The 26,092-nt window shown below is 37.6% G+C and carries 43 protein-coding genes; 2 read left to right on the forward strand and 41 right to left on the reverse strand.

The window, feature by feature from the left end; all coding sequences use genetic code 11:
- Window positions 1–104: 104 nt before the first annotated feature.
- Genes LACWKB8_RS06615 through LACWKB8_RS06625 form a run of 3 tightly spaced genes read right to left on the reverse strand, consistent with a single transcriptional unit; the run spans window position 105 to window position 1,922 of the window.
- Window positions 105–971, reverse strand: coding sequence for a DUF4097 family beta strand repeat-containing protein (locus LACWKB8_RS06615; RefSeq protein ID WP_038523667.1), 867 nt, complete (start codon window positions 969–971; stop codon window positions 105–107).
- A gap of 20 nt (window positions 972–991) precedes the next feature.
- Window positions 992–1,615, reverse strand: a complete 624-nt coding sequence (locus LACWKB8_RS06620) for a DUF1700 domain-containing protein (RefSeq protein WP_038523670.1) — start codon at window positions 1,613–1,615, stop codon at window positions 992–994.
- Complete coding sequence (locus LACWKB8_RS06625) at window positions 1,599–1,922, reverse strand: PadR family transcriptional regulator (protein ID WP_038523673.1); 324 nt, start codon at window positions 1,920–1,922, stop codon at window positions 1,599–1,601. The genes LACWKB8_RS06620 and LACWKB8_RS06625 overlap by 17 nt, the downstream gene beginning before the upstream one ends.
- A 270-nt stretch (window positions 1,923–2,192) precedes the next feature.
- Between LACWKB8_RS06625 and LACWKB8_RS06630 the strand changes: the two genes are divergently transcribed.
- Together LACWKB8_RS06630 and LACWKB8_RS06635 are read left to right on the forward strand one after the other, a co-directional pair.
- On the forward strand, window positions 2,193–2,876 hold the full coding sequence (locus LACWKB8_RS06630) for an ABC transporter ATP-binding protein (protein ID WP_038523676.1): 684 nt from the start codon (window positions 2,193–2,195) through the stop codon (window positions 2,874–2,876).
- On the forward strand, window positions 2,873–4,138 hold the full coding sequence (locus LACWKB8_RS06635; protein ID WP_038523680.1) for an ABC transporter permease: 1,266 nt from the start codon (window positions 2,873–2,875) through the stop codon (window positions 4,136–4,138). Before LACWKB8_RS06630 ends, LACWKB8_RS06635 begins: the two co-directional genes overlap by 4 nt.
- A 201-nt stretch (window positions 4,139–4,339) precedes the next feature.
- Here the strand turns inward: LACWKB8_RS06635 and LACWKB8_RS06640 are convergent, their stop codons facing one another.
- The 38 genes from LACWKB8_RS06640 to rpsG form a co-directional block, all read right to left on the reverse strand.
- Entirely contained in the window at window positions 4,340–4,696 is a 357-nt protein-coding gene (locus LACWKB8_RS06640) for a DUF6176 family protein (protein ID WP_038523682.1), read from the reverse strand.
- Between the two features lie 97 nt (window positions 4,697–4,793).
- Window positions 4,794–5,189 (reverse strand): 30S ribosomal protein S9, encoded by a 396-nt coding sequence (rpsI, locus tag LACWKB8_RS06645; protein ID WP_034980394.1) that lies wholly within the window; start codon window positions 5,187–5,189, stop codon window positions 4,794–4,796.
- A gap of 11 nt (window positions 5,190–5,200) precedes the next feature.
- Complete coding sequence (gene rplM / locus LACWKB8_RS06650; RefSeq protein ID WP_038523686.1) at window positions 5,201–5,644, reverse strand: 50S ribosomal protein L13; 444 nt, start codon at window positions 5,642–5,644, stop codon at window positions 5,201–5,203.
- 106 nt (window positions 5,645–5,750) lie between these two features.
- Entirely contained in the window at window positions 5,751–6,536 is a 786-nt protein-coding gene (gene truA, locus LACWKB8_RS06655; RefSeq protein ID WP_038523688.1) for a tRNA pseudouridine(38-40) synthase TruA, read from the reverse strand.
- On the reverse strand, window positions 6,536–7,333 hold the full coding sequence (locus tag LACWKB8_RS06660; RefSeq protein ID WP_038523691.1) for an energy-coupling factor transporter transmembrane protein EcfT: 798 nt from the start codon (window positions 7,331–7,333) through the stop codon (window positions 6,536–6,538). The genes truA and LACWKB8_RS06660 overlap by 1 nt, the downstream gene beginning before the upstream one ends.
- 4 nt (window positions 7,334–7,337) lie before the next feature.
- Window positions 7,338–8,183: an energy-coupling factor transporter ATPase gene (locus LACWKB8_RS06665; protein WP_038523694.1), complete on the reverse strand. Its 846-nt coding sequence runs from the start codon at window positions 8,181–8,183 to the stop codon at window positions 7,338–7,340.
- Window positions 8,159–9,010 carry an energy-coupling factor ABC transporter ATP-binding protein gene (locus tag LACWKB8_RS06670; RefSeq protein WP_038523696.1) on the reverse strand — a complete coding sequence of 284 codons (852 nt, stop codon included), beginning with the start codon at window positions 9,008–9,010 and terminating at the stop codon, window positions 8,159–8,161. The genes LACWKB8_RS06665 and LACWKB8_RS06670 overlap by 25 nt, the downstream gene beginning before the upstream one ends.
- Window positions 9,011–9,518: 508 nt before the next feature.
- The gene (gene rplQ, locus LACWKB8_RS06675) at window positions 9,519–9,902 is read right to left on the reverse strand and encodes a 50S ribosomal protein L17 (protein WP_038523699.1); all 384 of its coding nucleotides are present in this window, start codon (window positions 9,900–9,902) and stop codon (window positions 9,519–9,521) included.
- A gap of 25 nt (window positions 9,903–9,927) precedes the next feature.
- A complete protein-coding gene (locus tag LACWKB8_RS06680) occupies window positions 9,928–10,866 on the reverse strand; it encodes a DNA-directed RNA polymerase subunit alpha (RefSeq protein ID WP_038523702.1) in 939 nt (312 codons plus the stop codon).
- Between the two features lie 45 nt (window positions 10,867–10,911).
- The gene (gene rpsK / locus LACWKB8_RS06685; protein ID WP_038523704.1) at window positions 10,912–11,295 is read right to left on the reverse strand and encodes a 30S ribosomal protein S11; all 384 of its coding nucleotides are present in this window, start codon (window positions 11,293–11,295) and stop codon (window positions 10,912–10,914) included.
- Window positions 11,296–11,314: 19 nt separating this feature from the next.
- Complete coding sequence (gene rpsM / locus LACWKB8_RS06690; RefSeq protein ID WP_034980405.1) at window positions 11,315–11,665, reverse strand: 30S ribosomal protein S13; 351 nt, start codon at window positions 11,663–11,665, stop codon at window positions 11,315–11,317.
- 21 nt (window positions 11,666–11,686) lie between these two features.
- Window positions 11,687–11,803: a 50S ribosomal protein L36 gene (rpmJ, locus tag LACWKB8_RS06695; protein WP_003647815.1), complete on the reverse strand. Its 117-nt coding sequence runs from the start codon at window positions 11,801–11,803 to the stop codon at window positions 11,687–11,689.
- Between the two features lie 14 nt (window positions 11,804–11,817).
- On the reverse strand, window positions 11,818–12,039 hold the full coding sequence (gene infA / locus LACWKB8_RS06700; protein ID WP_034980408.1) for a translation initiation factor IF-1: 222 nt from the start codon (window positions 12,037–12,039) through the stop codon (window positions 11,818–11,820).
- Window positions 12,040–12,104: 65 nt separating this feature from the next.
- On the reverse strand, window positions 12,105–12,761 hold the full coding sequence (locus LACWKB8_RS06705) for an adenylate kinase (protein WP_038523710.1): 657 nt from the start codon (window positions 12,759–12,761) through the stop codon (window positions 12,105–12,107).
- A 10-nt stretch (window positions 12,762–12,771) separates the two neighbouring features.
- Window positions 12,772–14,067, reverse strand: a complete 1,296-nt coding sequence (gene secY, locus LACWKB8_RS06710) for a preprotein translocase subunit SecY (RefSeq protein ID WP_038523712.1) — start codon at window positions 14,065–14,067, stop codon at window positions 12,772–12,774.
- A complete protein-coding gene (gene rplO, locus LACWKB8_RS06715) occupies window positions 14,067–14,507 on the reverse strand; it encodes a 50S ribosomal protein L15 (protein ID WP_038523715.1) in 441 nt (146 codons plus the stop codon). Before rplO ends, secY begins: the two co-directional genes overlap by 1 nt.
- 23 nt (window positions 14,508–14,530) lie before the next feature.
- Window positions 14,531–14,716, reverse strand: a complete 186-nt coding sequence (gene rpmD / locus LACWKB8_RS06720; protein WP_038523718.1) for a 50S ribosomal protein L30 — start codon at window positions 14,714–14,716, stop codon at window positions 14,531–14,533.
- Window positions 14,717–14,729: 13 nt separating this feature from the next.
- Window positions 14,730–15,236, reverse strand: coding sequence for a 30S ribosomal protein S5 (gene rpsE, locus LACWKB8_RS06725; RefSeq protein WP_038523721.1), 507 nt, complete (start codon window positions 15,234–15,236; stop codon window positions 14,730–14,732).
- Window positions 15,237–15,252: 16 nt separating this feature from the next.
- Window positions 15,253–15,612 carry a 50S ribosomal protein L18 gene (gene rplR, locus LACWKB8_RS06730; RefSeq protein ID WP_038523724.1) on the reverse strand — a complete coding sequence of 120 codons (360 nt, stop codon included), beginning with the start codon at window positions 15,610–15,612 and terminating at the stop codon, window positions 15,253–15,255.
- A gap of 23 nt (window positions 15,613–15,635) precedes the next feature.
- Window positions 15,636–16,166, reverse strand: coding sequence for a 50S ribosomal protein L6 (gene rplF / locus LACWKB8_RS06735; protein ID WP_038523728.1), 531 nt, complete (start codon window positions 16,164–16,166; stop codon window positions 15,636–15,638).
- A 24-nt stretch (window positions 16,167–16,190) separates the two neighbouring features.
- Window positions 16,191–16,589, reverse strand: coding sequence for a 30S ribosomal protein S8 (rpsH, locus tag LACWKB8_RS06740; RefSeq protein ID WP_038523731.1), 399 nt, complete (start codon window positions 16,587–16,589; stop codon window positions 16,191–16,193).
- A gap of 22 nt (window positions 16,590–16,611) precedes the next feature.
- The gene (locus LACWKB8_RS06745; protein ID WP_038523734.1) at window positions 16,612–16,797 is read right to left on the reverse strand and encodes a type Z 30S ribosomal protein S14; all 186 of its coding nucleotides are present in this window, start codon (window positions 16,795–16,797) and stop codon (window positions 16,612–16,614) included.
- A 12-nt stretch (window positions 16,798–16,809) separates the two neighbouring features.
- Window positions 16,810–17,352: a 50S ribosomal protein L5 gene (gene rplE / locus LACWKB8_RS06750; RefSeq protein ID WP_038523737.1), complete on the reverse strand. Its 543-nt coding sequence runs from the start codon at window positions 17,350–17,352 to the stop codon at window positions 16,810–16,812.
- A 14-nt stretch (window positions 17,353–17,366) separates the two neighbouring features.
- Window positions 17,367–17,630, reverse strand: coding sequence for a 50S ribosomal protein L24 (gene rplX / locus LACWKB8_RS06755; RefSeq protein WP_038523740.1), 264 nt, complete (start codon window positions 17,628–17,630; stop codon window positions 17,367–17,369).
- Window positions 17,631–17,647: 17 nt separating this feature from the next.
- Window positions 17,648–18,016 carry a 50S ribosomal protein L14 gene (gene rplN, locus LACWKB8_RS06760; protein ID WP_034980437.1) on the reverse strand — a complete coding sequence of 123 codons (369 nt, stop codon included), beginning with the start codon at window positions 18,014–18,016 and terminating at the stop codon, window positions 17,648–17,650.
- A gap of 32 nt (window positions 18,017–18,048) precedes the next feature.
- On the reverse strand, window positions 18,049–18,315 hold the full coding sequence (gene rpsQ / locus LACWKB8_RS06765; protein ID WP_038523743.1) for a 30S ribosomal protein S17: 267 nt from the start codon (window positions 18,313–18,315) through the stop codon (window positions 18,049–18,051).
- A gap of 18 nt (window positions 18,316–18,333) precedes the next feature.
- A complete protein-coding gene (rpmC, locus tag LACWKB8_RS06770; RefSeq protein ID WP_034980443.1) occupies window positions 18,334–18,531 on the reverse strand; it encodes a 50S ribosomal protein L29 in 198 nt (65 codons plus the stop codon).
- Window positions 18,521–18,961: a 50S ribosomal protein L16 gene (gene rplP / locus LACWKB8_RS06775; RefSeq protein ID WP_038523747.1), complete on the reverse strand. Its 441-nt coding sequence runs from the start codon at window positions 18,959–18,961 to the stop codon at window positions 18,521–18,523. Before rplP ends, rpmC begins: the two co-directional genes overlap by 11 nt.
- Entirely contained in the window at window positions 18,961–19,632 is a 672-nt protein-coding gene (gene rpsC, locus LACWKB8_RS06780) for a 30S ribosomal protein S3 (protein ID WP_038523750.1), read from the reverse strand. The genes rplP and rpsC overlap by 1 nt, the downstream gene beginning before the upstream one ends.
- Before the next feature lie 13 nt (window positions 19,633–19,645).
- Window positions 19,646–19,999: a 50S ribosomal protein L22 gene (gene rplV, locus LACWKB8_RS06785; RefSeq protein WP_038523752.1), complete on the reverse strand. Its 354-nt coding sequence runs from the start codon at window positions 19,997–19,999 to the stop codon at window positions 19,646–19,648.
- Between the two features lie 19 nt (window positions 20,000–20,018).
- Window positions 20,019–20,300, reverse strand: a complete 282-nt coding sequence (gene rpsS / locus LACWKB8_RS06790; RefSeq protein ID WP_038523755.1) for a 30S ribosomal protein S19 — start codon at window positions 20,298–20,300, stop codon at window positions 20,019–20,021.
- 18 nt (window positions 20,301–20,318) lie between these two features.
- Window positions 20,319–21,155, reverse strand: coding sequence for a 50S ribosomal protein L2 (gene rplB, locus LACWKB8_RS06795; RefSeq protein WP_038523758.1), 837 nt, complete (start codon window positions 21,153–21,155; stop codon window positions 20,319–20,321).
- A gap of 15 nt (window positions 21,156–21,170) precedes the next feature.
- Window positions 21,171–21,482 (reverse strand): 50S ribosomal protein L23, encoded by a 312-nt coding sequence (gene rplW, locus LACWKB8_RS06800; protein ID WP_038523761.1) that lies wholly within the window; start codon window positions 21,480–21,482, stop codon window positions 21,171–21,173.
- A complete protein-coding gene (gene rplD, locus LACWKB8_RS06805) occupies window positions 21,479–22,111 on the reverse strand; it encodes a 50S ribosomal protein L4 (protein ID WP_038523763.1) in 633 nt (210 codons plus the stop codon). The genes rplW and rplD overlap by 4 nt, the downstream gene beginning before the upstream one ends.
- A gap of 14 nt (window positions 22,112–22,125) precedes the next feature.
- A complete protein-coding gene (gene rplC, locus LACWKB8_RS06810) occupies window positions 22,126–22,755 on the reverse strand; it encodes a 50S ribosomal protein L3 (protein ID WP_034980468.1) in 630 nt (209 codons plus the stop codon).
- 26 nt (window positions 22,756–22,781) lie between these two features.
- Window positions 22,782–23,090 (reverse strand): 30S ribosomal protein S10, encoded by a 309-nt coding sequence (gene rpsJ / locus LACWKB8_RS06815; protein WP_038523766.1) that lies wholly within the window; start codon window positions 23,088–23,090, stop codon window positions 22,782–22,784.
- Between the two features lie 406 nt (window positions 23,091–23,496).
- Window positions 23,497–25,590: an elongation factor G gene (gene fusA / locus LACWKB8_RS06820; protein WP_038523769.1), complete on the reverse strand. Its 2,094-nt coding sequence runs from the start codon at window positions 25,588–25,590 to the stop codon at window positions 23,497–23,499.
- A gap of 22 nt (window positions 25,591–25,612) precedes the next feature.
- Entirely contained in the window at window positions 25,613–26,083 is a 471-nt protein-coding gene (gene rpsG, locus LACWKB8_RS06825; RefSeq protein WP_038523771.1) for a 30S ribosomal protein S7, read from the reverse strand.
- Between the last annotated feature and the right edge of the window lie 9 nt (window positions 26,084–26,092).

Raw genomic sequence — 26,092 nt, forward strand, 5'->3', positions numbered from 1 at the left:
TTATCAGTTAAGTATTTTCCTTTCAAAAATTTAACTATAAAAATAGCCCTGAAAGTTTTCTAACTTTCAGGGCTATCGATTATAGCTAGCACTTATGATAGATCTTATTTAATAGTAATAGTTCCCTCTGTTGAATCAGCTAAAAGAAAATTTTTCTTCGAATTCTTTTTGGTGAAATTTTCATAAGGCTTTGAATTTTTGTACCTAATTGCTTTTCCATCCGCTGTGAGCTGGTAACTCAGATTAGGTGCATTTTTAATAACTAAGTTACTACTTTGTAAAGTAAAAGAATTTTTATTGCTGAGTTGTGAATTGGTAATTTTAATATCTGAGTCGGAAGCATCAAGGGTCATTGATGAACGAGAATTTAAAAGCTTGCACCAGCCTCCTTCTATCTTAATAACTGCCTCTCCCAGATCAGAGTTATTAAGTGTTGATCTATGGCTGCCCCCAGCTGATAAATTTGTGCTTTTGGCATCAATATTGTCAATATCCAGATAACCGTCTGCACAACTTATAAAATATGCCTTAGCTTTCAGGTCTTTTAACCTGATATTTCCGTGATCACTGTTGCTATCGAATTCAGTATAGTGAACATTTTGAGGAACAGTTACATCAATTCTAGAGCTAATTTTACGCCAATTGATTGCAACAGGTCTGGGCTCATATATATCCAAACGGTTATTGGCTAATTTTACTTGTACTGCGTCTGGATTAACACCTGTAACTGTAACTTGGTATTTTTTACCTGAATGCAGAAAAACGTCTGAGGAATCAGTTTGAACAAAAACTTTATTAAATTTGTGGTTTGAGACGTATGTACGTGTGAGCTCAGTATTATCAATAGCTTTTAAGGTAAAGTGGTTATGGTTAGCGATTATTGGTTTTACACCATTATTAGACCAACCAACGAGCATCATAACCAGACCAACAATTAAAGCCAATCCACATATGCGATAAAACTTTCTCATATTTAATCCTCCTTTACCATCTAAGCATTAACTTTATAGTAACGCTGCTTGAAAATTTTTCTGCCAATATGTTGAAAAAAAGCAGCACATTCTGCAGTTAAGAAACGGATAAACTTCATAATTATTGGAAATAGCATTAAGCTGACACATGTTAAAACCATGCCTCCTCCGACGTAGAAAAAGCCTGATGCCCAGTTGCCGCCAAAAACCAGTCCAAACGACCTAACCAATATAAAAACACCAGAGACAAATAGAGACGTAATAACGATAGCAAGAGCAATAAAGACTGCCGCTAAAGCGATCAATACAGCTACCATCACTACTACTGCCGCCAAAGCTAGTGGTATGCCAATTGGCGCTGCCAGAATTCCTAATAAAATAACCCAAATAGTTTTTAAACTAGACTTGGAAGATGTTTTTTGTGTTTCTTCTTTTTCCGGGACCGAAACAGAATAGTCTGCCATGATTTTTCGAGCTAATTGTTTAGGCGTTCCTAGCTCAGTAATTATGTCTGCTTCATTGTGGTAATTTCCATCAAGTAAAAATTCTTGATAAAATTGCACAACGTCTTTTAAATCTGAATTAGGCAGATCAATCAGATATTGTTTTAATTGCAAAATATAATTATCAATTATTCTGTTCATTTTCTTCCCCCATAACTTGATTCATTTTAGTGCTGAAAAATTGCCATTCTTTTTTGATTATTTTTAATTCTGACTTACCAGAGGATGTAATCTGATAATAATTTCTAGTTCTTCCTTGAAAAGGCCTTGAATAAACTGATAAAAATCTGTTATTCCTTAATCTCCTGAGAACTGGATAGATCGTAGGCTCGGAAATACCAAAGGCCGCTTTAGCTTGCTCTGTAATAACACGGCTATAGAGATTATTTCTTTTGATAAAAGATAAAATGATGCCATCTAATAGACGATTGGGAATTACTATTGCCATAATTATTTCCTCCCATATTATATTATATATAATATTGTAGAGCTTAATTAAGGAGCTTTCAAGTCATTATCACAAGTTTTTAATTTAAGTTGACATAGTTACCATTAATTATTTTAAAAAAGCATTAGTCCAATATTTTTCTAAAACTAAAATCTACAGTTATGGAATCATGGTTTACTTATGTTGAAAAATTTTTAAAAAATATTTGCCTTTTTTTAATCATGGTGTATTATATATGTATTACAGTAATACATGAAAGAAGGAAAATCTATGAGTTTACTTGAAACTCGTGAGGTAACTCGCACCTATGGCAAAGGCGCAACTAAGTTTGATGCCTTACGTGGAATTAATTTACAAATTAATCGGGGAGATTCAGTTGCTATCATTGGCAAAAGTGGTTCGGGTAAGTCTACTTTGATGCACATCCTGGCTCTCCTTGACCACCCTACTAGCGGTGATGTCTTTCTAAATAATGAACTCACAAGTAAAATTAAAAATAAAGCATTATATAAGCTGCGCAATCAGACATTTGGCTTTGTTTTCCAACAGTTTTTCTTAAATGCTCAAGACAGTGTATTAGAAAATGTGATGCTTCCTCTAAAAATAGCTGGCATCACGGGCAGAGAACGCCGTGCAAAAGCTCTGGCAGCCATCAAGGCAGTTGGCTTAGAAAGCAAAGTCAAAAATAAAGCCAGTGCTTTATCAGGTGGACAAAAACAGCGGGTCTGTATTGCGCGTGCCTTAGTCAATGATCCCCAAATAATTTTTGCAGATGAGCCCACAGGAAACTTAGATTCAGCTACTAGCGAAAATATTGAAAATATTTTATTTAAACTACATCAAGAAAAAAATATTACCTTATTAATTGTTACTCACGATCCTGATTTAGCCAAAAAATGTGAACGTCAGATTCAGATTAAAGATGGTCAAGTAGTAGGAGGAACCCAGCAATGAGATTTCATGATATTCTAAATTCTGCGGCTACAAACTTATGGCACAATAAAGGGAGAACATTCCTAACCATTATTGCTGTTTTCATTGGCTCCTTAACTATTGCCATTACTATGGGTATTAATAATGGTGTTAATGATTATTTGAAAAAGCAGGTCGGCAATATTGGTAAAACTGAGCAAATGTCTATTTTGCCTGGGAGTTCCAGTCAAGACACGGATGAGCCTCAAAAATATAATACCAAGAAGAGCAGTCAAAACGCTGATGGTATGATGGACAAAAACGACATTAAAAAAATCAAATCAGTTAAAGGCTTAAAAGATTTTAAAGCGTTAAAGGACTGTGATGTTGACTATGTCCAGGGCCCTAATAAAACTAAATATCTTATAATTGCGCAAATAACGGAAGGAATCAATTATGATTTGGAAGTTGGTCACCAAGTTGCAACTAGCGGAGAAAAAGCACAGATTTTAATCACTAAACCAATGGTTAAATCTTATGGCTTCAAAAATGCACAAGATGCTCTGGGTAAAAAAGTAACTTTAGTGACAAAATCACCTGTGACTAAGAAAAAAACAAAAATATCTGCTACTGTTGTTGGAGTTAGAAATGATAGTATAGTATCAAAAGGTTTTGCCATTTACAGCAATGAATTAGGACGAAAAATAGTTGCAGCCAACCAAAAAGGTCTTCCGCAAGCATTAAAAGATAAATATGTTAGTGTCATTGCTACCCCTATTAACAAGAGTGCCAGCAGCATTAAGCAAGTTGAGGACAATTTGACTAAAAAAGGATATTCCGGTATGACTCTTAAGGAAGCCGTGAATGAACTTTTCCTAACATTCAACGCAGTCACTGGAGTTTTAATAGTTTTTGGAGCCATCGCATTGGTAGCTGCCAGCTTTGGAGTAATCAATACTCTGTACATGTCAGTGAGAGATCGTACAAAAGAAATTGGTCTTATGAAGGCATTAGGACTCAGCAAGGGTAAAGTATTTTCTATATTCAGCTGCGAAGCAATCTTAATTGGTTTGTTTGGTTCTTCATTGGGATTATTACTGGCAATGGGTTTAGGCAATGCCTTAAACAATTTTGCTGCTAAGTCATTCTTAAAAGGACTGGACGGTTTTACTTTAATTCAATTCAACTGGTCAAGCAGTTTACTAATTATTGGCATTATCTGTCTAATTACCTTTTTAGCAGGTACGCTACCAGCCAAACGAGCAGCAAAACTAGATCCGATCACTGCTTTAAGATATGAGTAAAAAAAAAAAAACATCAGACAAAATCTGATGTTTTTTTGCTATAGTTTTAATTTACGCTAAATACTAATGAAAAAGACAAGTGTGAACCAATCGTTCTGCCAGATTAGTAGCTACTTAAATAATAACAATCTGAAGATATTCATTTTTTGACTCACTAAATTGATAAAATAATACCAGTAGTTTGCTATTCTAATTTCTGCTTTAGTCACTTTGGATAATCTTATTAATTTTAGGAGCTATTAAATCTTCTATTACTTTCATATCAACCGGTCTATAAGCATTATCAATACACTCATTCCAATATTCTAAGTGCTTTTGATCAATATAACTGTCTGATTCTTCAACCGCTTTACCTCCTTCTCCTTGTAGAGAGTACCAGTAAAAATATGTATAGCCATCAGAACATTCTTCTTTAAAAACTGTTTCCACAAACATTTTTTCTCCAGCCATAGTAGCGACTGTGTCTTGATGATGATTATTAAGAAAATCCATCCATTCTTGTGCTTTTTCTTCCTTACCCTTTTTAATACGAAAACGGGTTAATTCAATTTTTGACATTACTTATTCCTCATACCTACTTAAACAAAAAGGCATCAACTTTGTGTTGATGCCTTTTTTATATTAGTAATTAAAACTTATACGTAATAAGTATAGATTAACGCTTACTAAATTGTGAAGCTTTACGAGCTTTCTTAAGACCTGGTTTCTTACGTTCAACCATTCTTGGGTCACGAGTCAAGAAACCAGCCTTCTTTAGTGGTCCACGGAAATCAGGATCTACTTCAAGAAGAGCACGTGCAATTCCTAAACGAATTGCTCCAGCTTGACCTGAGAAGCCACCACCATTAACGTTAACCTTAACATCGTATTGATTTTCTGTTTCAGTCAAAGTTAATGGTTGTTTCAAATCCTTAACTAAGTTAGGAAAAGGAATGTATTGATCAATATCTTTGTTATTAGCAGTAATCTTACCGCTACCTGGTACTAAACGAACACGAGCAACTGAATTCTTGCGCCGACCGGTACCTGCATATGCAACTTGTTGTGCCATTATTTAACCTCCTAGATTAATTTATTAATGTCTAATTCTTCAGGTTTTTGTGCTTCGTGCTTATGATCAGCATCTGCATAAACATGCATCTTCATGAATTCTTGATGACCAAGAGTATTTTTAGGAAGCATACCTTTAACTGACAATTCAACTAATCTAACTGGATTATTAGCCAGCAAGTCTCCAGCAGGAGTGGCCTTGATGCCACCACGGTAATCAGAGTGATGGTAGTATATCTTGTCAGTAGCTTTCTTACCAGTTAACTTAAGCTTAGCAGCGTTAATTACGATAACGTTGTCGCCGGTGTCAACATTTGGCGTATATTGAGGCTTGTTCTTACCTCTTAAGATAGTTGCTACTGCTGTGGACAAACGACCTAGAGATACGTCTGTTGCGTCAATAACATACCACTTACGTTCAATTTCATTAGGTTTTGCTAATTGTGTAGTACGCAATTTTATTTCCTCCGTTTTTACGTTGTTTGAATACAATAAGATTCCGGGGCCTATCGTGGACAAACATACTTTAATATAATAAGTCTTTTTAACTCAAAAGTCAATATTATTCCCTGTCAAGACGATATTTTTCTGGCACATCTTCATAAAAAACATGGTATAGAAATAAACCGCTTGCCTGTGCTGTCTCTCTTACCTGCTCACGATCTTTAGTCATTATTACCCGGGGAATATCATCTACAGGGCGTTTGCCTCTACCAATTTCTAGTAGCGTTGCCACTAAAATACGAACCATATTATATAAAAATCCTGAGCAAATAAAGTCAAAAACAATCTCATTAGCTTGCTCATTTTTAGCAACGTTTACGTAATACATAGTACGTACTTTATTCTTTATTTGTCCGCCACTTGCAGCAAAGCTAGTAAAATCATGTGTACCTAATAAATCACGGGCTGCCACTTTCATTTTGTCAATATCAACTGGATAAGGATAATGTCCCGTATAAAAGCGTTTAAATGGATCAACAAAACGATCCAAACTAACATAATAACGATACCATTTACCTTTTGCACTGTAGCGCACATGAAAATCGCTGTTAACGATCTCACATTCTTTAAAAACTATGTCTAACGGCATCATTGAATTTAAAGCACATATCATTCTTTCGGGTGGAATTTCTTTATCAGGATAGTCAAAGTGAATGACTTGTCCTAAGGCATGAACACCTGCATCGGTCCGTCCTGAACCTTCAACAATAATGTTTTTACCTTTTGTCATCTTTTTTAATGCAGCTTCAACAGTACCTTGTACTGTTCTTTGATGGGGTTGGGACTGAAAGCCGTGAAATAGATGACCATCATAAGCAATTGTCATTTTATATCTTGTTGTCATTAATGCGTCCTGAATACTAAAAGAAGTATCAATAATAAAATAAAATAGGCTAAGTTGATTAGATCGAGATATGACCAACGTAATACTCTAAATTTTGTTCTACCTTGATCCCCACGATAACCACGTGATTCCATTGCTGTTGACAAATCTATCGCGGTTTCTAATGAATTGATAAATAAGGGAACAAGCAGTGGCGTAATTGCCTTTGCTCTGGTGATTAATCCCCCATTGTTAAAATCGGCTCCCCGAGAACGTTGAGCATTCATAATTTTAAGAGTTTCATCAAATAAAGTAGGAACAAATCGTAATGCAATTGACATTACTAATGCGATCTTATCAACTGGTACACGAACTATCTTCAGTGGCTTTAGCAACCATTCTATAGCATCAGCAATTTCAAGCGGCTTAGTTGTCACTGTCATCACAGTTGAAATTAAAATTATTACTGTGAAACGAATAAAAATAAACACCGCATTAGTAATACCATAACTTGACAAAGCAAATATCGTCCACTGCCAGTATACTGTTCCACCAACCGTGAAAAATAGTTGCAAAAAAGAGGTAAATAAAATTAACCAAATTAGTGGTTTGACCCCATCCCAAAAAATCTTGGGCTTCAATTTAGTCGCAACAACTGCAACAAAACTAAAAATAGTGACAATTACATAGGAAACAGGATTATTAGCCAGAAAGACAAATAAAATAAAAAGAATAGTTGCAAGTAATTTTCCCCGCGGATCCATTCGGTAAATTATTGAATCGCCAGCCACATAACGACCGATTAAAATTTTACTCACATACTCACCTCTTCAAGTTATTTTCAATTCCGGTAATTAATTCATCAATAGTTAATGGTAACTTTTTAAATTTGTAATTGGTTAGTTTAGCAGCAAACAAAGAAGACTTTGGTTCTTCTAAATGATGCTCCTGCAACCACTTGCGATCTTTGAAAATTTCTTTTGGACTGTCTTCTTTAATCAACTTGCCGTGTTCCATTACTAGAACATTGTCAGCATAATCAGCTACATCGTCCATATTATGTGTAACTAATATTACAGTATGACCTTCCTTTTGATATTCAGAAAAAAGGGCCATCATTTGTTTACGAGCAAGTGGATCAAGCCCAGCTGCCGGTTCATCTAAACACAAAATATCTGGCTCATAGGCCATAACACCAGCAATTGCTACACGCCTCATTTGACCGCCAGAGAGTTCAAACGGTGACCTGCCACCTATTTCCTCGGGTAAACCAACTTTTTTCAACCAATACTTAGCGCTGGTCAGGGCCTTTTCTTTATCATAACCAAAATTTTTGGGACCGAAGGCAATATCTTCCAGTACTGTGTTTTCAAACAATTGCATTTCGGGAAACTGAAAAACTAAGCTTACGTGTCGCCTTAAATTTTTGAGATTTTTATTGGGAGTATCAGCAGTAATAGTCATTCCCGCTATCTCAATTTGACCATTTGTTGGTTTAAGGAGAGCATTAAAATGTTGCATCAAAGTTGATTTCCCACTACCAGTATGACCGATAATTGCATTAAAAGAGCCATCTTTTAGTTCAAAATTGACTTTATCTAAACCTTTTTTAGCAAGAGGTGTATCAGGAGAATAGGTATAACTTACATTTTCGAATTTAATTGGCATAGGAAATTAATCAACTCTTTTTCTGAATCTACACTAGCAGGAATTTTCATAGAATCATTTAGCAACTTAGCTTTTATTTGCTCAAAAAATGGCACATCTAGTCCTAACTTTTTAAGAAGTTCAACTTGACTAAAAACGGTTTTTGTACTTCCCTCTGTTATCAATTTACCGTCATTCATTACCAAAACCTGGTCAGCCATATTAGCTTCATCAATATCGTGAGTAATAGAAATAACGGTTAAATTATACTCGTCCTTCATTTGTCGCACAATTTTTAATATTTTATCTCTACCTTCAGGATCAAGCATTGAAGTTGCTTCATCTAATACAATTATTTTGGGCCTAATAGCAAGAATTCCGGCAATTGCGACTCTTTGCTTCTGCCCGCCAGATAGATTGGCTGGTTCAGAATTGGCATATTCGCTCATGCCCACTGCTTTGATAGCTTCAGCAACAGTTTTAACCATTTGCTCATGGGGTACACCACGATTTTCAAGTCCAAATGCTACATCATCAGCGACTGTAGCTCCTACAAATTGATTATCTGGGTTTTGAAACACAACTCCAACTTTATCACGTATATCCCAAACTGTATCATCATTCAGTTTAATGCCGTCTACTTCAATTAATGAATTTTCTTTTTCATCTGGTACCAATAAGCCATTAATTAGGCGAATTATTGTAGATTTTCCACTACCATTATGACCGATAATTGAAGTCCATGAACCCCGCTCTACTTCGAAACTAATGTTGTCGATAGCGGGCTTATCAGACTCTGGATATGAAAAGCTCACATTTTTAATTTTAATAATGCTATCAGTTGCCATTTTCTCACCATCCTAAAAAGTCTGACTCAATTGTACCAAAAATTCCAAAAATTCTGAACACCGATCGTTAACGTTATGCCGTTTAATTTGGCATATCAAAGTGTCTATCAAGAACTGATAAGCTATTTTACGTTTAGTTGCTAATCTATTTCCAAAAAATTTAAAAAACGTTTTATGAATTATATTCTGCAACAGCAACATTATCTGCCGCAATAACTAACTAATTTGTTCGTTATTAGCCATTTCAACATAGATAGTACCAATTTTACTATTATCTAAAAATTTTACCTATCATAATAATTCATACTAAATCTAAAAATTAAGTATTTATGTATTTCAAAAATCAGTTTTTATCCAAACAGATAAAAAGTTCTCAAAGCAAAAAAAATCACCCATGAGGAGGGATAATCGACATTATCTAAGCTAGACTAAACTTTCGTCATCATCTTAACGCTTATTCTCACTCTCACGGATAATTCTTAATAGCTATTAAGTTTGATTATTTGAATTAAACTAATTCTAAAATAACCATTGGAGCTCCATCACCTTTACGGGCGGTAGCAAGCTTCATAATTCTGGTGTAACCACCATTACGGTCTTTATAACGAGGTGCAACGTCGCTAAAAAGCTTTTGTAATGCAGATTTTACAACAACTGCATCTTTTTCTTCATGAATATCTGCAACTTCATCACGTACAAAAGCAGCAGCTTGTCTTCTAGCAGCTAAATCACCGCGTTTGCCTAAAGTAATCATCTTTTCGGCGGTTTTACGAACTTCTTTAGCACGAGCTTCAGTTGTAGTAATGCGTTCCTTCATGATTAATTGAGTAGTCATTTCTCTGAGCATTGCTTTTCTATGTGCGCTATCGCGACCCAATTTACGGTATGCCATCAGTTTACCTCCTTTATTGTTTTAATTAATCTTCTTGACGAAGTGATAATCCCAAGTCAGCTAATTTGTTTTTAACTTCTTCCAATGATTTACGTCCTAAATTGCGTACACGCATCATATCTGCTTCTGTCTTATCAGTTAATTCCTGCAGAGTATTAATGCCAGCACGTTTAAGACAGTTATAAGAACGAACAGAAAGATCAAGCTCTTCAATTGTCATTTCGAGCTTCTTTTCAGCTGTGTCATCCTCTTTTTCAACCATCACATCATTGAACTTAGTATTTGCATCAGCAGTTTCAAACACTTTAAAGTGTGCAACTAAAATTTTAGCTGCGAAACTAAGGGCATCGTTAGGCTTGATTGAACCATCTGTCCAAATCTCTAAAGTGAGCTTATCAAAATCGTCTCTTTTACCAACACGAGTAGATTCAACTTGGTAATTTACTTTATCTATTGGTGAAAATAAAGAATCAACAGGAATGACACCAATTGGCATATCTTCACTCTTATTGTCACTTGCTGCAACATAGCCGCGACCATTTTTAACAGCAATTTGCATGTGCAAGTGTCCACCTTCAGCAATAGTACAAATATATTGGTCAGGATTCAGGATTTGAATATCTGCGTCAGCTTTAAGATCATCAGCGGTTACAGTAGCCGGACCCTCAACGTCTATTTCAATAATTTTTTGTTCATCTGAAAAAGACTTTAATTCAAGTTTCTTAAGGTTCAGGATTATCTTAGCGACATCTTCTCTTACGCCTGGAACGGTTGAGAATTCGTGTAAGACATCATCTATTTGAACGTAAACAAGTCCTGTACCTGGGATAGATGTCAGTAAAACTCTACGTAATGAGTTACCTAAAGTAGTACCAAAGCCTCGTTCAAGTGGTTCAATAACAAATTTACCATATGACTTCTCTTGGTCCACAACGGTAATATTTGGTTTTTCAAATTCAATCATTACTAGGCCCCTTTCAAAACGCAATGTCCTTCATTAAGAACAAAATTAAACACGACGACGTTTTGGTGGTCTAGAACCATTGTGAGGAACTGGGGTAACATCACGAATAGCTGTGATTTCAAGCCCAGTCGCTTGAAGCGATCTAATAGCAGATTCACGGCCAGCACCAGGACCCTTGACAGAAACTTCAATATGTTTCATACCTTGATCCATTGCACTCTTAGCTGCTGCTTCAGCTGCCATTTGCGCTGCAAATGGTGTAGACTTACGACTACCTTTAAAGCCTAATGCACCGGCTGAAGACCAAGCAATTGCATTGCCTTGAACGTCAGTAATCATGACTAAAGTATTGTTAAACGTAGAATGAATATGAGCAACGCCTTTTTCAACATGCTTCTTCACACGGCGTTTACGTGCTGTTTTAGGCATCAATAAACCTCCTTAAATTTTATTTATTTTTCTTACTACCCTTACGAGTACGGGCATTATTCTTGGTATTTTGACCACGAACTGGAAGTCCGCGACGGTGACGAATACCACGGTAAGAACCAATATCAATTAACCGTTTAATGTTCATGCTGACTTCTCTACGTAAGTCACCTTCAACACGGTACTTGTCTACTTCCGCACGGAGCTTTTCTTGGTCATCTGGAGTCAAATCTTTTGAACGTATGTCTTCAGAAACACCTGCATCCGCACAAATCTTTTGTGCTGTTGGTTCACCAATACCATAAATATAGGTTAATGCAACAACTATTCTTTTATCTCTTGGTAAGTCAACACCAGCAATACGTGCCATAAATTGCACCTCCTATTTATTTTAACCTTGACGTTGCTTGTGCTTTGGATTTGCAGAACAAATAACCATTACACGACCATGTCTTTTAATAATTTTACAATGTTCACACATTGGTTTAACAGATGGTCTAACCTTCATGTTTCCCTCCGTTATTACTTTATAAACCGATAAGTTATTCTACCTTTAGTTAAATCATAAGGAGAAAGTTCCACAGTAACACGGTCTCCGGGCAAAATTCGAATATAGTGCATCCTAATCTTACCGGAAACATGTGCTAAAATCACAGCTCCATTTTCCAATTCAACTTTAAACATAGCATTAGGCAGGGTATCAACTACCTTACCTTTTACTTCAATGACATCATCTTTTGCCAAAGCCGTTCCTCCGCATTTAAACAGTCATACTTTGAAATTATAACACGGAAAAGTAATTATACAAATTATTGCTTTTTACTTAAAACCGCATCAACACTCTTGAAGACTTCTTCAGGAGTTCGTTCACCATCAACTACAGTCAGTAAACTCTTATTTTGATAATAGTCTTTCAGCGGTGCATTCATTTTTTCGTTAACTTCTAAACGATTTTTAACTACTTCAGGCTTGTCATCTTCACGTTGATAGAAGTCGTGACCACCACAACGATCACAGGTATCCTTAACTTTAGGCATCTTGGTAATCTTATTGTAAGTGGCACCACATTTTCTGCACATAAAGCGCGCTGACAAGCGTTTTACTAAAGTTTCTTCTTTAACTTCAAGTGAGATGACATTTGTTAAGGGCTTATTCAAACGTTCGGTAATACCTTCTAGCAGTTCCGCTTGAACTAGTGTCCGCGGAAAACCGTCTAAAATGTAACCTTCTTTAATATCAGGTTGGCCCAAACGTTCCTCAACCAACTTAGCTGTAACTTCATCCGGTACCAGATCACCCTTATCAATGTAGCTTTTAGCTTCAAGACCAACTTTAGTCTCATTAGCCATTGCATCTCTAAACATATCCCCAGTTGAAATATGAGTTAGATGATATTTATCTACGATCTGTTCTGATACCGTTCCCTTGCCAGCACCTGGCAAGCCTAAAAGAAATATATTAATCATTTATCTGTTCCTATCTGATGAATCCAACGTATTCTCTCTTCATTAACAATCCGTTAATTTGACGAGATAATTCTAAGACAACCCCAATTACAATCAGAAGGCTAGTACCGCCTAAACCAATCGAACTTGGCAAATCCCAAAAATTAGTAGCTAACTGTGGCAATAACGCAACAAGACCTAAAAATACGGATCCAACAGTTGATAATCTAATCAACACTTTAGATACATAGTCTTGTGTATCTTTACCCGGCCAAACACTTGGAATATAAGCACCTTGTTTTTGTAAATTCTTTGACAGCTTCTCAGGATTAACTTGAACAAAAGCATAAAAGAACGTAAACAAAATGATTAAAACAGTATAAATTATGACTCCAGGTGTAGTTTGCATACTAAAGATATTAGTCATTACCTTGTACCATTGCTGGTCACCTTGAGATCTTTGAAAGGCCATTAAAATAGTCGCTGGTGTAATGATAAATGAACTAGCAAAAATAACTGGAATAACACCAGAAACATTAACTTTTAACGGCAAAAAGCTTTCGGAGCCACTTATTGTTGCTCTTCTTGTATATTGTATTGGAATTCGGCGATCTGCCTGTTCTACCCAGGTAACTAACTGGGTTACGATGAGTATTGCAATGATAATCGCGATGAAGAACAAAATCCCTTGCCAACGATCACTAGCATTATTATTAATTACGCTGTCCTTATATAGCTGCCAGAGGCCGCGAGGAAGACGTGCAATAATACCAGCAAAGATAATTACTGATACACCATTACCTAGGCCCTTATCAGTAATTTCATCACCAAGCCAAGTTAGAAGCATTGTTCCAGCAGTCATAATTATTGCAATTTCACAATAAGACTGCCAAGTTTGAGACTTAACTAAGCCCATTTGCGTTAAAGCATTGAAGCCAAGCGTAATTCCGATACTCTGAATGAATGCCACAAACAAGGCAAGCCAACGAGTTACGTTATTAGTCTTACGACGTCCTACTTCACCTTGTTTGCCCCACTCTACTAATGTTGGAACAATGTCCATCTGCAAAAGTTGAATAACAATTTGTGCAGTAATGTAAGGTGAAACACCCAAAGAGAAAATTGAATAATTATCGAGTCCACCACCAGACACAGTATCCAGCATTGGCACTAGACCGGTTTGTGCAACTTGAGTAATCGCTTTTGCGTTGACACCTGGAACAGTAATATTAGCTCCAATTCGGTATATCAAAAGAATAAAGAGAGTGAAATAAATTTTATTTCTAATTTCTTTATCCTTAAAGGCGTTCTTCAAGGTCGAAAACATTAGATCACCTCAACAGATCCGCCTGCATCTTCAACTGCTTTCTTCGCAGCGGCGGAAACTTTGTTAATCTTTACGTTTAACTTAACTTTTAACTCACCTTTTGCAAGCAATTTAACGCCTGATAATTCTTTCTTTACCAAACCTTTTTCTTTGAGACTAGCAACAGTAACATCGCTGTTATTCTCAAACTTGTTTAAGTCGTCTAAGTTAATGATTGCATACTCTTTGCGGTTAATGTTCTTAAAACCACGTTTAGGCATAGTTCTGAATAATGGCATCTGACCACCTTCAAAACCTAAACGGGTATGACCGCCTTGACGTGACAATTGTCCCTTTTGTCCACGGCCAGAAGTTTTTCCAAAACCACTTGAAGTACCACGACCAACACGTTTTCTAGCATTGCGTGAACCTTCAGCAGCATGTAATTCATGAAGCTTCATTAATTTGGCACCTCCTCAATTAACTATTTATTTATCTCTTCAACTGAAATCAAGTGGGCAATTTTCATTAATGCACCACGAGTAGCAGCATTGTCTGGTAGAGTTGTTGTACTATTAATTCTACCTAAGCCTAGAGCTTTCACAACTTTTCTTTGGTTAGGTAGACGGTGTGCAGCACTTCTAATTAAAGTAACTTTTAATTCAGTCATTTTTCCAGTCTCCCTAATCCAATTCAGCGTGACGAAGCTTTTCAATATCTTCACTTGTTCTAAGCTTCTTTAATCCATCAATTGTTGCACGAACAACATTGATAGGAGTGTTTGAGCCTAGTGACTTAGAAGTAACATCAGCAATACCAGCCATATCCATAACGATACGAACGGCACCACCTGCAGCAACACCTGAACCGGCTGGGGCAGGCTTAATTAAAATGTTACCTGAACCATAGTGACCAATTACCTCATGAGGAATGGTAGTACCAACCTTAGGAACCTTGATCATGTTCTTTTTACCAGCTTCAACAGCCTTACGGATTGCTTCTGGAACTTCTTGAGCTTTACCAGTACCAAAGCCTACACGACCTTTTTTGTCACCAACAATTACCAAGGCAGCAAATCTCATTCTTTGTCCACCCTTGACAACCTTAGTAACACGATTAATTGCGACTAACTGATCTTCAATATCGTCCTTATTTCTGCGATTATTACGAGAATCGTTGCGGTTTGCCATGTATTTTTCTCCTTTCCTAGAAATCTAATCCGTTTTCACGAGCGGCATCTGCCAATGCTGAAATACGGCCGTGGTATAGGTAACCACTTCTATCAAAAACAACATTTGTAATGCTCTTAGCTTTTGCTGCTTCAGCAATTGCCTTGCCAACAGCTTGAGCTTGTTCTACTTTAGTTTGATCTTTTGATACATTATCATCTAAAGTTGAGGCACTTGCTAGCGTTACACCCGCTACGTCATCAATTAATTGAGCGTAGATGTTTTTGTTTGAACGGAAAACGCTTAAGCGTGGGCGCTCAGCAGTACCAGAAATTTTGCTACGAATACGTTTATGACGCTTTAAGCGCAATTTGTTCTTATCTGGTTTTGAAATCACAATTTCACCTCAAAAATTTTTTACTATTTACCTGTCTTACCTTCCTTACGACGTACGTATTCATCAGTATAACGAATACCTTTACCCTTATATGGCTCAGGTGGACGTACATCGCGAATTTCAGCAGCAAATTGACCAACATTTTGCTTTGAAATTCCTTCTACTTCAATATCTGTAGCTGAAGTAGCCTTAACTGAAACACCTTCTGGTGCAGTCATTACAACTGGGTGAGAATAGCCAACATTCAAAGTCAATTTGTTACCTTGTGCTGTTGCTCGGTAACCAACACCAATTAACTTTAAAGTCTTTTTATAACCATTAACTACGCCTTCGACCATTGAAGCTAGGTTAGCTCTTTCAGTTCCGTGAAGTGCTTTATCACTTTCACTTGAACGTGAAAAGTTAATCTTGCCATCTTCTTGTTTAAAAGTAATTTTTGGATCGAAGTATCTAGTTAATTCACCTTTAGGTCCTTTAACAGTGATGTTGTCACCCGTCTTGGTAACAGTGACACTATCTGGGACTTCAATTGTTTTTAAACCGATACGGCTCATTGATTGTTCTCCTTTCTGTCAGAATTACCATACATAGGCAATAACTTCGCCACCAACGTCTTTTTGTCTTGCTTCTTTATCGGTAATCACACCGGCAGAAGTAGAAACGATGGCAATACCTAAACCATTTAATACCTTAGGTAAGTTTTCAGCACTAACGTAATTTCTAAGACCTGGCTTAGAAATTCTCTTTAAGCCTGAAATGACACGTTCTCCGTCAGGACCGTATTTCAAAAAGATTTTAATCATGCCTTGCTTGTTATCATCAGTAACTTCGTAATCACGGATGAAGCCTTCACGTTTCAAAATTTCTGAAATAGATTTTTTAATATTTGATGCAGGAATTTCAACAGAATTATGTTTTGCCATGTTGGCGTTTCTAATCCTAGTCAAATAATCTGCAATCGGATCTGTCATGACCATTTATGCTATCCTCCTATCCGTATTACCAACTAGCCTTTTTAAGGCCTGGGATTTGACCCTTGTGAGCTAAATCCTTCAAGCAAATACGACATAAGCCAAACTTGCGGTATACAGAGCGTGGACGACCACATCTCTCGCAACGACTGTATTCACGTGAAGAAAATTTAGCAGGACGATGATTTCTAATTTTTTGTGATGTCTTAGCCATTAATGTCCTCCATTATTTTGCAAACGGCATACCAAACTGACCTAGAAGCTCACGTGCTTCTTCATCTGTGTTGGCAGTAGTAACGATAACAACATCTAAACCCCTAGTCCTATTAACCTTATCAAAGTCAATTTCTGGGAAAATCAATTGTTCCTTAATACCTAAAGTGTAGTTACCACGACCATCAAATGAACGGCTTGAAACACCGCGGAAGTCGCGAACACGAGGAAGTGAAACACTGATTAACTTATATAAGAAATCGTACATTCTATCTCCTCTAAGTGTTACCTTAGCACCGATAGACATGCCTTCACGTAAGCGGAAATTGGCAATTGACTTTTTGGCTTTAGTTACCAAAGGCTTTTGACCTGAAATTAAAGTCAATTCTTCAACAGCTTCATCCAAGTTCTTAGCATTAGAAACGGCATCACCGACACCCATGTTCAATACTATTTTTTCGATTTTTGGTACTTGCATAACTGAGCTGTAGCCAAATTTTTCTTGCAACGCAGGAACAATTTTTTCTTTATATTCTTGAGCTAAATAATTTGCCATATGTGTCCTCCCTCCTACTTCTTAGTTTCTTCTTTTTTATCTTTTGCTTTGCTTTCAGACTTAGCAATTACTTTAACATTTGATGCGTGAATTGAACCCTCTGACTCAACTACACCACCATTTGCATTAGTCTGTGAAGGCTTTTGGTGTTTCTTAATCTTATTAACGCCCTTTACAACCACACGGTTTTTCTTGACATTAACAGAAAGAACAGTACCTTCTTTACCTTTGTCTTTTCCGGCAATAACTTTTACTTTGTCACCAGTTTTAACAAACATCAGTGCACCTCACTTAATTATAAGACTTCAGGAGCAAGAGAGACGATTTTCATAAAGTCGTGCTCACGTAGCTCACGTGCAACAGGCCCAAAGATACGAGTACCACGTGGGCTCTTATCTGCATTAATAACTACACCAGCATTTTCATCAAACTTGATGTATGAACCATCTTCACGACGTGCGCCTGATTTTGTTCTAACAATAACTGCTTTGACAACGTCACCTTTTTTGACAACGCCACCTGGTGTTGCTTGTTTGACAGTTGCAACCACAATATCACCAATGTTACCAGTCTTACGTCTTGATCCACCTAAGACTCTAATAACTAAAAGTTCTCTGGCACCTGAGTTATCAGCAACCTTCAAACGGGATTCATTTTGAATCACTATATAATCCTCCCCTCACTAAATCCGCAGTATTAAACAGATTTTTTGACAATTTCAACTAAACGAAAGCGTTTTGTACGAGATAATGGACGAGTTTCCATGATACGAACAGTATCGCCAACTTTAGCTTCATTTTTTTCATCTTGTGCGTAGTATTTCTTTGAATATCTAATACGCTTCTTGTAAACAGGGTGATTCTTATAAGTATCAACAACTACAGTGATAGTTTTGTCGTTCTTATCAGAAATTACTTGGCCTTGATATACATGACGATGATTTCTTTCGATTGATTCGCTCAAGTTAATAACTCCCTTCCACTAATCTTTTTCCAATGCTTTTTCGCTGAGAATTGTTTTAATTCTAGCAATATTTTTGCGGACTTTACCTAGGCGAGCGGTATTTTCTAATTGACCCGTTGCTTGTTGAAAGCGCAAGTTGAAAAGCTCTTCTTTGTATTGCTTTTCCTTGTCTAACATTTGATCAGTGGTTAATGCTCTGATATCTTTAGCCTTCATTAGAATTGCCACCTACTTCCGAACTTTTAGTCACAAACTTACATTTAATCGGTAACTTAGTTGCAGCTAATCTTAAAGCTTCACGTGCTGTAGCTTCATTAACGCCACCGATTTCAAACATAATCTTTTCTCTCTTGACTACAGCTACCCAGCCTGCAGGTGCACCTTTACCAGAACCCATACGTACACCAACACCTTTAGCAGTGTATGACTTTTGAGGGAAAATTCTAATCCAAACTTTACCACCACGCTTCATGTAACGAGTCATCGCAACACGAGCAGCTTCAATTTGTTGAGTAGTAATCCAGTGGGACTCTAAGGCTTGTAAACCATATTCACCAAAAGCAATGGTTCTACCACCCTTAGCAGCGCCACGCATTTTACCACGAAATTCACGACGGTGCTTTACCCTTTTTGGTACTAGAGGCATTATTTGTTTCCTCCCTTCGCAGCTTTTTCGGGCTTCTTACTTTTAGAAGGTAAGATTTCACCCCGGTTAATCCATACTTGAACACCAATTTCACCGTAAGTGGTGAAGGCATTTACCCAAGCATAATCAATGTCAGCTCTTAAAGTTTGTAGCGGTACACGACCTTCTGTGTGCCACTCTCTTCTTGCCATGTCAGCACCGTTTAAACGACCAGAAGTTTGCACTCTGATTCCTTTAGCACCGGCACGCATAGTTCTTTGAGTAGCTTGACGAGTAGCACGTCTAAAAGCAATACGGGCTTCAAGTTGACTTGCAATACTTTCGGCTACTAATTTAGCATCAAGATCTGGCTTTTTGATTTCAACAATATTAACGTGTACTTGCTTCTTAGTCAAAGCATTTAATTCTTTTCTTAATGCTTCAACTTCAGAACCACCTTTACCAATTACCATACCTGGTTTAGAAGTATTGATTGATACGTTGATTCTATTGGCTGCACGTTCAATTTCAACAGTAGAAACAGAGGCATTCTTCAATTTCTTATCGATGAATTTTCTGATGCGCAGATCTTCATTTAAGGTTTCTTTGTATCCTCTGTCAGCATACCATTTTGATTCCCAGTCACGAATCACGCCGAGACGAAAACCATTTGGGTTAATTTTCTGACCCATTAATATACCTCCCTTAATCGTTCTTTTCTGACACTACTACAACTACGTGACTAGTTCTCTTATTAATAGGAGAAGCCATACCTTTGGCACGTGGTCTAAATCTCTTCAAAGTAGCTCCTTCATTTACATATGCTTCTGATACGTAAAGATTGGCACTTTCAAGATCGTAATTGTGTTCTGCATTTGCAATTGCTGAGCGTAAAACTTTTTCAACGATTGGGGAAGCAGCTCTAGGCGTAAATTGCAAGATTGCCAATGCTTCAGCTACGTCTTTGCCACGAATCAAATCAACGACCAAACGTGCTTTTCTGGGAGCAATGCGAACTGTTCTTGCTTCTGCCCTAGCTGAACTAATTTGTTCTGCCATTTAAGTGTTTCTCCTTTCTTTATTTTGAAGTAGCCTTATCGTCAGATGTCTTGTGTCCACGGAAAGTTCTCGTTGGAACAAATTCACCTAACTTATGACCAACCATGTCCTCGGTAATATAAACTGGAACATGCTTTCTACCATCGTAAACAGCTATAGTCAAACCAACAAAGGAAGGAAAAATAGTTGAACGACGTGACCAAGTCTTAATAACCTGCTTTTTATCTGTATCAGCCTGTGCATCAACCTTCTTTAACAAAGATGCATCAGCAAAAGGCCCTTTTTTAATACTACGGCTCATTAATTTACCCTCCTTTTACTATTTGCTGCCTTTACGGTGACGTACAATTAACTTCTCGCTGGCTCTCTTACTATTTCTAGTCTTAATACCGCGAGCTTTCTTACCCCATGGAGTCATTGGTTGTGGACGACCTACTGGAGCCTTACCTTCACCACCACCATGTGGGTGATCGTTAGGGTTCATTACGGAACCACGAGATTGTGGGCGTCTGCCTAACCAGCGGCTGCGGCCGGCTTTACCTAATTGGATTAATGAATGTTGTTCATTACCCACAACACCGATAGTTGCACGACAAACTGATAAAATCTTACGAACTTCACCACTTTGTAATTTAACTAAAGTGTACTTACCGTCGCTACCTAAAACTTGAGCACTGGCTCCAGCACTCCTTACGAGCTGACCACCTTTTCCTGGTCTTAATTCAATGTTGTGAATTGAAGTACCGGTTGGAATATTCTTTAATGGTAAGGCATTACCTGGCTTAATATCAGCATTTGCACCAGATTCAACTACATCACCAACATTCAAGCCCTTTGGTGCCAAAATATAAGTTTTGATACCATCAGTATAATGAAGAAGTGCAATATTAGCAGTTCTATTTGGATCGTACTCGATAGCCTTAACAACAGCCTTTGCGTTGTCTTTGTTACGCTTGAAATCGATGATACGGTATTTTTGCTTATGTCCACCACCACGGTGTCTACTGGTAATATGACCATAAGAGTTACGACCTGCTGTATGTGATTGTGACTCAAGTAATGTACGTTCTGGCTTGCTCTTAGTAATTTCCGCAAAGTCAGAAGTAGTCATATTACGGCGACCATTTGTGGTTGGCTTATAAATTTTAATAGCCAATTGACTGACCTCCTATTACTTATTTTCTTCTTTATTTTCGTTATCGTCTTTGAAAATTTTGATGTCGTTTGAATCTTCAGTTAAAGTGACAATTGCCTTACGAGTACGAGCTGTTTTACCAGTATAACGGCCAACACGCTTGTCCTTACCACGAACATTCATGATATTAACTTTCTTAACCTTAACATCAAAAATTTCTTCAACGGCGTCACGAACTTGAGTCTTGGTTGCAGTTAAAAGCACGTTGAAAGTGTACTTCTTATCATCCATTAAGTTCGTTGACTTTTCAGTAATGACAGGTCTTAAAATGATATCATGTGCACTCATTTCGTCGAAGCCCCCTCAACATTCTTTTCAATCTTTTCAATAGCTTCTTTAGTCAAAACTAACTTGTCATAATTGACAACATCTTCAACGTTCAAGCCATTAGCAGTAATCACTTTAACGTTTGGCAAGTTTTTAGCTGAAAGCTGTACGTTCTTGTCTTCAGAAACAACCAGAACCTTACCTTCAATCTTTAAGCTGTCCAATAATGACTTGAATTCTTTTGTTTTAGGAGCAGACATTGTTAACTGGTCTAAAACAATCAAATCTTCATCAAGCAATTTTTGGGAAAGAACTGACTTGATAGCCAAGCGCCGTTGCTTTCTCGGCATTGAGTAAGCGTATGAGCGAGGAGTTGGTCCGAAAACTACACCACCGCCACGCCATTGTGGTGAACGGATAGAACCTTGACGAGCACGACCTGTACCCTTTTGCTTCCAAGGCTTTTTACCACCACCACGAACAGCGGATCTATTCTTAACCTTTGAGGTTCCTTGACGCTTGCCAGCTCTTTGTCTGATAATTGCGTCGAAAACAACGCTCTCATTTGGCTTAATACCAAATACTTCATCATTTAAAGTAACTTCACCAGCATCTTTGCCTTTTTGATCAATAACTTTAAAATTAGCCATTCTAGTCCTCCTTCCTATTTATTATTCTTAACAGCAGATCTAACAGTAAGCAATGAATTCTTAGCACCAGGTACGTTACCCTTAATTAATAATACATTCTTATCTGCTACAACTTTTTCAATTACTAGGTTTTCAATGGTAACTTTCTTCATTCCCATGTGACCTGGCAAACGCTTGCCTTTAGGTACACGGTTAATGATGGAACCCATTGAGCCAGGAATTCTGTGGTATCTTGAACCATGAGTTTCTGGTCCACGTGATTGGCCCCAACGTTTGATGTTACCTTGGTATCCATGACCTCTTGTAGTACCAGTGACGTCAACAACGTCACCTTCCTTAAATGTGTCCACAGTAACTTCTGAGCCGACTTCGTAGTCCTTAAGCTCAACTCCGCGGATTTCACGTATGAAGCGCTTAGGCGAAGTCTTTGCTTTTGCAGCATGACCTTTTTCCGGTTTGTTGCTCAAAACTTCACGCTTATCTTGATATCCTAATTGAACTGCTTCGTAACCGTCTGATTCAACAGTCTTAACTTGCATAACAACGTTAGGAGTTGCTTCAACAACTGTTACGGGCACAAGGATACCATCTTTAGTGAAGATTTGAGTCATACCAACTTTTCTTCCTAAGATTCCTTTGGTCATGATTACACCTCTTTCTTTTTTAAAAATTAAAGTTTAATTTCGATGTCAACACCGCTTGGTAAATCAAGCTTCATTAAAGAGTCAACAGTTTTAGGTGTTGGGTTTAAAATATCGATTAAACGCTTATGTGTGCGCATTTCGAATTGTTCACGTGAATCCTTGTTCATATGTGGTGAACGCAAAACAGTGAACAATACCCTTTCTGTTGGCAATGGAACTGGACCTGAAATTTCGGCTCCAGTCCTCTTAGCTGTAGCTACGATCTTAGCAGCTGATTCATCGAGAATACCATGTTCGTAAGACTTAAGTCTAATACGAATTGATTGACTTGCCATTAAATTACCTCCTCAACGTCTTCTTTAAAAGATGACTAGCTTCCGCAAAAATTCCCGGCACTACCTCTGTGGCAATGCAGCCTGGTGTGCCGCAACCTTTTGCATCAATGCTTTACAACAAAATGCGTTTTAGGGCAGAATATGCCCTAGACGCACAAAAAATAGTATACCTGTTTTAAGCTGAAATATCAAGGATTATAGGATAAATTTTCTTAATATAATGCAAAAAATAGTATAGTTTTTATATAAAATTTGACTGCTAAATTATTAGCGCTGTTTAAAATACTACCTCAAACAAATCTTAGCAAGTTATTTGCCTAATCTTGAACACAAGTAAAAGACAAATTTATTTCCTAATAAACATATAAAAAAGAGCTATTGGACTTGCCAATAGCTCTTTTTCTAATTAGTCAGCGTTACCGCCGCGTTTTTTAATAATATCTTCTTGAATAGATTTAGGTGTTGGTGAGTAGTGATCAAAGACCATTGTGAATGTACCACGACCTTGAGTTGAAGAACGCAAGGTTGTAGCATAACCAAACATTTCAGCAAGTGGAACCATTGAATTTAATACTTTAGCACCTGAACGGTCCTGCATGTTGTCCATAGTACCACGACGTGCAGTAATTGAACCCATAACGTCACCTAAATATTCTTCAGGCGTAATTACCTGAACTTTCATAATAGGCTCAAGAATAACAGCACCAGCCTTAGGAGCAGCATTTCTCAATGCTAATGATGCAGCAACTTTGAAGGCAGCTTCAGATGAGTCGACTTCGTGGTAACTACCATCATAAAGCTTAGCTTTAACATCGATCAATGGGTAACCGGCAAGAATACCGTTCTTCATTGACTCTTGCAAACCAGCATCTACAGCAGGGATAAATTCACGAGGTACGACACCACCAACAATGGCATCTTCAAATTCGTAGCCTTTTCCTCTTTCATTTGGTGTAAATTCAATCCAAACGTCACCATATTGACCTTTACCACCTGATTGACGCACGAATTTACCTTGTGCTTTAGCAGGCTTAGTGAAGGTTTCACGGTAAGCAACTTGCGGTTCACCAATTTTAGCTTCAACGTGGAACTCACGCTTCATACGTTCAACCATGATTTGCAGGTGTAATTCACCCATTCCGGAAATCAAAGTTTGACCGGTTTCAGCGTTTGTTTCTGCTCTAAAAGTTGGGTCCTCTTCAGTCAATTTTTGCAAAGCAACATCAAGTTTGTCACGGTCAGCTTTTGATTCTGGCTCAATTGAAACTTGAATAACTGGATCTGGAACTTCCAAACTTTCCAAAATTAAGGCGTGATCAGGATCAGTCAATGAATCACCAGTTGTGGTGTTCTTCAAACCAATAGCACCCGCAATATCACCAGAAAAGACTTCAGGAATCTCACTTCTGGAGTTAGCGTGCATTTGCAATAAACGACCAACACGTTCACGGCTGTTCTTGGAAGCGTTCAAAACGTATGAACCTGATTCAAGGGAACCAGTATAAACACGAATATAAGTCAAACGACCAACAAATGGGTCAGTAGCAATCTTAAATGCTAAAGCTGAGAATGGTTTGTCATCCCCTGCTACTAATTCAACTTCTTCGCCAGTCTTTGGATCATGAGCAACATAAGGCTTAACATCTAATGGTGATGGCAAGTAGTCAACAACACCATCAAGCATCATTTGTACACCCTTGTTCTTGAATGCTGAACCGGCAAAAACTGGGAAGACTTTCAATTCCAGTGTAGCTTTACGAATAGCAGCTTTTAATTCATCAACAGAAATTTCATCACCGTTAAGGTATTTTTCCATGATGTCATCATCAACATCAGCTACTTGTTCAATTAATTCAGCGCGACGCTTTTCAGCTTCTTCTTTGTACTCGTCTGGAACTGGAATAGTATCCCATTTAGAGCCAAGTTTATCTTCATCATAAACATCGGCTACCATATTCAGTAAGTCAATAACACCTTCAAAGCTTTCCGCAGAGCCGATTGGCATCTGAACAGCCAAAGCATTGGCGTTTAAACGTTCATGCAAAGATGTAACAGATTTGTCAAAATCCGCACCAATCTTGTCCATCTTGTTTACAAAAACAATTCGAGGAACACCGTAAGTTTCAGCTTGGCGCCAAACGTTTTCAGTTTGAGGTTCAACACCAGCCTGAGCATCAAGAACAGTAACAGCCCCATCAAGTACCCGAAGTGAACGTTCAACTTCAATAGTGAAGTCAACGTGTCCTGGGGTATCAATAATGTTTATTCTGTAGTCATGCCATTGTGCAGTAGTAGCTGCAGAAGTAATGGTGATACCACGTTCTTTTTCTTCATCCATCCAGTCCATTTGTGAGTCACCCTCATGGGTTTCACCAATTTTATGGATTTTTCCAGTGTAATAAAGAATACGCTCTGTTGTGGTAGTTTTACCCGCATCAATGTGGGCCATAATACCAATATTACGTGTTTTTTCTAATGGAAATTCACGCTTATTAGCCATAGATTTTTCCTCTCCTTAAAAATTAGAAACGATAATGTGCAAATGCACGGTTGGCTTCAGCCATACGGTGAACATCTTCACGCTTCTTAACTGCTGAACCAGTGTTGTTTGAGGCATCAATAATTTCATTAGCTAAGCGTTCATCCATAGTATGTTCATTACGTAAACGAGCGTATGAAACTAACCATCTTAACCCTAAAGTGGTTTTTCTTTCTGGGCGAACCTCAACTGGAATTTGGTAGTTTGAACCACCAATACGGCGTGCTCTAACTTCCAAAACTGGCATAATGTTGTTCATTGCTTCTTCAAAAACATCAAGTGGCTCCTTGCCAGTCTTTTCTTTAACAATGTCAAAAGCATCATAAAGGATTGAAGATGCCTTAGCTCTTTTACCATCAATCATCAAGTGGTTGATTAACTTAGTTACAAGCTTTGAATTGTATACTGGATCTGCTAAAATATCTCTTTTAGCTACGTGTCCTTTTCTAGGCATTATTTAACT

Origin of the sequence: Lactobacillus sp. wkB8, assembly GCF_000761135.1 — a bacterium.
Taxonomy (GTDB): Bacteria; Bacillota; Bacilli; order Lactobacillales; family Lactobacillaceae; genus Lactobacillus; species Lactobacillus helsingborgensis.